This is a genomic window from uncultured Porphyromonas sp., from assembly GCF_947254915.1.
Taxonomy (GTDB): Bacteria; Bacteroidota; Bacteroidia; order Bacteroidales; family Porphyromonadaceae; genus Porphyromonas.
Genome location: NZ_CAMYEZ010000131.1, coordinates 1 through 5,249 on the forward strand (window position 1 = coordinate 1; position 5,249 = coordinate 5,249).

The following is a 5,249-nucleotide window of genomic DNA, read 5'->3' on the forward strand; positions in this document are numbered from 1 at the left end:
TAACCGCTGTAGGGACGCACGATCTGTGCGTCCGTTGTCGAACGACGAGACGTGTGACGGCTGTAGGGACGCACGGGAGTGTCTAGCGGGAGGGCGTCCGTCCCCGTTAAATCCACGGATACCGTAACTTTTGACACAACGGACGCACAGATCGTGCGTCCCGACAAAGGGCTACTCGTTCTGTGCGTCCCTACGACTACAAGCCTGGCTGTAGTCGCACTGTGCTAGGGGGGGGGGTTACTCCTTGACGACGGGCGTGATGCGGTCTAGCTCGAAGCCGTCAGCCAGCGTAGCACCCTTGGTCACCTGGCGGGTGTTGACATTGTACTGGTAGATGGTCGTAGGAGCGCCCTCCACGTTGGCACCGATGCTGACCAAGTCACCATTACGAACGGCTAGCTGACCATAGTTACCATTGCTAAAGGGAATATCCTTGATATGCTCGACCTGATGCGTCTTCATGTTGCAGCGTAGCCAGTAGTAGATGTAGCGGTTAGTCTTGCTACTCCAGTCAGTATTGCCCTTCTCCTTGAAGTCTGGATCCTGCATATAGAGGAGCACCTCGTCATCATTGAGCGGGAAGACCGTGATGATCTTACCACGAGGCTGTGCATATCCGTCGAAACTCTTGTCCGTCTCCATAGAGCCTGCATTGACACGGAAGAGGAAGCTACGCTGCTTCGTACCGCTCTTCTTCTTAGCATTCTCGGGGATATTGCAGGAAGCTGCAGCAAAGTAGAAGTTACCCTTAGAGTCAAAGAAAGTCTTCTGACAGCGCGTCTCACCAAAAGAGGTTGAGCTCAGGTGCTCACAGCGTGGATCCTTGTCGATCTTCTTCACCGCCATCGTACTCGCATCAATGAATGCGATGTAGATCTCATTACGCTTGGGAGGCTGTGCCATCTTAGTCTTCTTAGACTTGACCATATAGACGTGTGGGAAGATGAGCATATTGTCAGCCTTGCGGTAGCCTAGCAGACCGCTAGAGTTAAAGAGCTCACCCTCGGCAGGCTTAGGTAGGTCAAGCTTGCCCTCAGCAACGATGGCCATCTTATTGACATCAACCTTGACCCAAGACATCTCCTGCTTGTCACCTACGGAGCTAACTAGGACAAGTGTGTTGTCGTCTAGCCAAGCGTGTGAGAAGCGACGGTCTAGGATCTGTGGCATGGGGAACTCCTTGATTGTCTCGATGCCCGTGTTGGACACGCGGAACTTGCCGAAGCGACCCTCGCGAGAGATGTTGTAGTAGTAACCATTGTGGTAGACCACGTTGGGCGTTAGGGTAGATGCAGAGGTCTCTACCCCCTGTCCCTTAATGCTGAAGACACCCTGGGTCAGATCAGCAACACGTGCGATGATGTGCGGGTCTGCGTTGGCCGTTGAGCTCCCAGCGGTAGAAGCCTCTATGGGAACCCATAGGTCATAGCCCACAGTTATCTCCTTCTCAGGCTGGGGCGTATCTGGGCCACACGACGTGAATGAGAGTGTGACGAGAGCGACCACGAGGGCCGCCAGTAAGCGATAAGCTTTAGTCATAGTAATCTAAGTTTTGATGATTGATGTAAGTGTTCGTATGTCTTCTAGTTAAGGAATATGCGGAGCTTGCAGTAGAAGGCGCGTCCAGGCTTCTGTAACATATAGTTGTCATAGAGCGGACGGTCTAGTAGATTGCTGCTCTGCAGAGATATGGAGTAGCGGTCGTGAGCGAAGCTCCAGGTGACCCCAGCCGAGAGGTCGTAACTGGTCGGGATGACCGCCTTGGTGTTTTTGCGCCCAAAGGCTGCCCAGGTGAGGTAAAACCAGTGGATATAGCCTAGACCCGCATTAAAGTGTATAGCACTTGCCTGGATGCCAAACGGCTTGCGCCAGTTAGCCCCTAGGAGTAGATTGCCATATAGGAAGGGATCGTTGGGGATCCGATAGCCGTAGGTCGGGTTGGGCTGACCGTAGACGTTGATGCGCGTGCGGTCCCGCTCGTCGGTGTAGGTGCCGTTGAGCGTGAGGTCGAGGAGATTAGCATAGTTGTACTTGACCTCCATCTCGCCACCGAGGACGAGCGACGAACCGACATTGTCGTACTGGCTCTCGACGTCACCCAGCACCACACGGTGTATGTAGTTGGAGACGTTGCGATAGAAGGCGGTCGCCTCGTAGTTGAGGAAGTGCAGGCCACCCCACTGAGCCTGTCCGTAGAGCGTTAGGTTGAGGTTGTAAGCTTGCTCAGGCTGGAGCTTGAAGTTGGGGTAGATATTGGCTCCATTACCCATCAGCTCACGAGCTGTCGGCAGGCGGGTGGCACGCTCGAAGGAAGCTTTGACAGCCAGCTCGTCAGCAATCGTGTAGCGTAGTCCTAGCCCGTAGCCCAGTTTGTTTTTAGTCTGTTGCGTAGGCACATCTTTGACACCCGTCAGCCAGTACATATCAGCCTGCTCGATGGCAACGTGGTAGAGGTAGTCCTTGGCAAAGATCATCCCACGCAGACGGCCATGGAGGAGTGTCGTGCCATACGAGAGCCCGAAGATGTGCTGCGCCATGCGGTCACGTGACGACTCAAAGTCAAGATCGTAAGTATCGTACCGCTTATTGGCTATGGAGCTCATCTGATAGTTGAAGTTGAGATCTCCGCCCTGAGGGATGCTGTAGGCGAGGTTAGCACGTGCCGTCCAGGAGGGGCGCACCGTGTGGCGGATCATACGAGTGCGACGCATCAGCTCGCTGTAGTGTGTCTCTACGAAGGTGCCATCCCAGCTATACTTGCGGTAGGCAGTATCTGTGATCATGATATGATTGCGAGCGAAGGAAGCGTCCAGCGTGGCGGAGAGCCCTGGGGTGAAGAGATTGCGCTTGGCATAGTGTGCCGAGAAGCTCAAGTCGTCGCGATCACGCATCGCCTCACCAATGACCAGCGTCTGACGAAAGCCGGTCTGTATCTCGCTGGCACTCTTTGTATAGCCTACCCCGAGCAGAGCCGCATCAGCCCACGGCTTCTTGGTCACGCCCAGCTGCAGCCGTCCTAAGATCGACTGGTAGCCATCGTGAAAGCGTCGGAAGTCGCGCTGCTCGTACTCTTGCTTTTCACCATTCCACACCTCCATGCCACGCATGATGTAGTCATTCTTAGAGTACTGATAGCGTAGTGTGGGGCGCACCGTAAAGCCACTCCGCTGCTCTCTATACTGCCCCGCTAGATCTAGCGCAAAGGTGTGAAAGGAGCCACCCCGCAGCGAACAGTCCAAATAGCTCTCCCCACGGCTGTTGGTCACGATGTTGACCGCTCCACCGAGGGCATCCATACCTAGCTCAGGCGGCACAACCCCTTTGTAGATCTCAACACGATCAATGAGGTTCACCGGCAGTGTAGCGAGCGAAGCCCCCTCGCCCATCGAGGAGAGTGGCACACCATTGATAAAGTAGCGAACGGCACTACCCGACAGACCATTGATCGACAGCTCATTGCTTGAGCCCACACCACCAGACTCTCTGAGACGTACGCCCGAGCTCTGAGCGACCAGTTCGTTGAGACTCCCCATCGAGGCGATGAGAGGCTTGACATCTAGGCTGATCGCCGAGAGCGTCTGCTGCTGCATGATACGTCTATGGGTAGGCGCCACGACGATCACCTCGCCGAGGTTCTTATAGTCTATCGTATCGTGAGGCTGTGTGCGTGTCTTCCTCTGAGCAGTGATCGGGAGCACACAGCTAGCTAGGAGCAGAAATAGGTAAAGGTAGCTACGTCTCATCGGCTTACTGAGCTATAGAGTCAGACTGGTGTAGCTTCTCGCCAGTCTCCTCGTAGATCGCTTTCTTGTCCATAATGGAGAGACGACGATGGGTCATGAAGAAGTCCACTTTCTTCAAGATCATCTCCTGAACCTCTGGCAGTTCGCCGAGCCCACGCACCACGCTCTCGACCTGATAGCCGAGCGCCTCTAGCTGGGGTTGCCACTCTTGGAGCATATCCTCCTGGGCATGCTCGCCCGCCACGATCATGAGCGGCTGTAGGCAGACTCGCTTGAGACCCGTAGCACGCAGACGCTCGAGCGCCTCCTCATAGTAAGGATAACCCTCCACACAGCCCACGATCACCTGTCCATAGCCGTGGCGCTGCAGATAGTGATCCAGCATCGCATACTGAGCCGTGGCACTATCGTAGGTGCCGTGACCCACCCATAGGTAAGCCACATCGGGCTCTAGATGAGCGGTCATGATAGCGGTCAAATCCTTATAATCACTCTCGTAGAAGAGGAGTGGCGTCACCAGTCTGATCTTCTTAAAGAGGTTCTGCTGATGCGCCACCTCATAGGATAGCGACTCCATCTCTACCCCATCGACGATGGTCGTAGAGACAACCAGCAGATGGGTAAAGCCTTCACGGGCTAGCTCTTTGAGCGCTTCGCCCGGCGTGGGGATCTCTATACCCCGCGCAGCTAGGCGCTTGCGCACGATACGCGAACTGTAAGCTTGACGAACCTCTAGGTTGGGATAGGCGGAGGCTATGCACTTATTGATCGCATCGAGGGTGACCCGACGGGTGTCGTCATGGGTCGTACCAAAGTGAACCACGAGGATAGCCCCTTTGTCATTAGGACCCATACCTGCAAAGAGCGAGTCGGTCTCAAAGATCTTATTGCCCGCCTGTAGCGATAGCCCACCTAGGAGTAGTGTCATATATAATAATAGGAGTCGTTGCATCATACGGTTGTTGCTTTGATCTGCTAGGTCAAGTCTAAGCATAGCACAGGGATAGCACCACGCTCGTAAGCGTAGCACCTCCTAAGAGATATATGCCTCTGATCCATTAACATAGCATTGAGGTACGCTTGCCACCGAGCGTACACAGTTATATACTAAGTTACGAGTGGAGGCAGGTCTCCTGACTTACCCCAGCCTATCAACGCCTTCCCACCAGACCTCAGTCGGGCAGTGGCTCATACGACTCTTGTGATAGGCTCTGTGAAATAGGGGGATCACAGTAGCGGGCACTGTACCAGATTCGCACTGGACTTCCCTCTTGCATCGCTCGGCAGGCGAGCTGATGCACCACCACTCAAAGATGTTGTACGGCAAAGATACAAAAAAGAGTCTAGAAACTAGAAGATTAGAAGTTAGAGATTCAGGGCTGACGCATTATATCGGACGAGTGCATCTACGTCTCTATGGCAGAAATCGGGAGGTGGAGGGAATCGGGAAATTCATCCGTAGATATTTTGGATTATCCAGCGAGGAAACGAAAAATTCTTCGGAAC

General features: G+C 54.1%; 3 protein-coding genes and 1 riboswitch. All 3 genes read right to left on the minus strand.

Features of this window, described 5'->3' with window-relative positions; translation table 11 throughout:
- Positions 1–237 precede the first annotated feature (237 nt).
- Genes Q0X57_RS07355 through Q0X57_RS07365 form a run of 3 tightly spaced genes read right to left on the minus strand, consistent with a single transcriptional unit; the run spans position 238 to position 4,737 of the window.
- Entirely contained in the window at positions 238–1,539 is a 1,302-nt protein-coding gene (locus Q0X57_RS07355) for a hypothetical protein (RefSeq protein WP_297729691.1), read from the minus strand.
- A gap of 44 nt (positions 1,540–1,583) precedes the next feature.
- On the minus strand, positions 1,584–3,743 hold the full coding sequence (locus tag Q0X57_RS07360; RefSeq protein WP_297729694.1) for a TonB-dependent receptor plug domain-containing protein: 2,160 nt from the start codon (positions 3,741–3,743) through the stop codon (positions 1,584–1,586).
- Positions 3,744–3,747: 4 nt separating this feature from the next.
- Positions 3,748–4,737 (minus strand): sirohydrochlorin cobaltochelatase, encoded by a 990-nt coding sequence (locus tag Q0X57_RS07365; protein ID WP_297729697.1) that lies wholly within the window; start codon positions 4,735–4,737, stop codon positions 3,748–3,750.
- 111 nt (positions 4,738–4,848) lie between these two features.
- Positions 4,849–5,063: riboswitch (cobalamin riboswitch) on the minus strand.
- Positions 5,064–5,249 lie beyond the last annotated feature (186 nt).

Bases quoted from the DNA above. Each gene is read 5' to 3' on its own strand.
- Q0X57_RS07355 (WP_297729691.1), bottom strand. From the start codon at position 1,539: ATGACTAAAGCTTATCGCTTACTGGCGGCCCTCGTGGTCGCTCTCGTC.
- Q0X57_RS07360 (WP_297729694.1), bottom strand. From the start codon at position 3,743: ATGAGACGTAGCTACCTTTACCTATTTCTGCTCCTAGCTAGCTGTGTG.
- Q0X57_RS07365 (WP_297729697.1), bottom strand. From the start codon at position 4,737: ATGCTTAGACTTGACCTAGCAGATCAAAGCAACAACCGTATGATGCAA.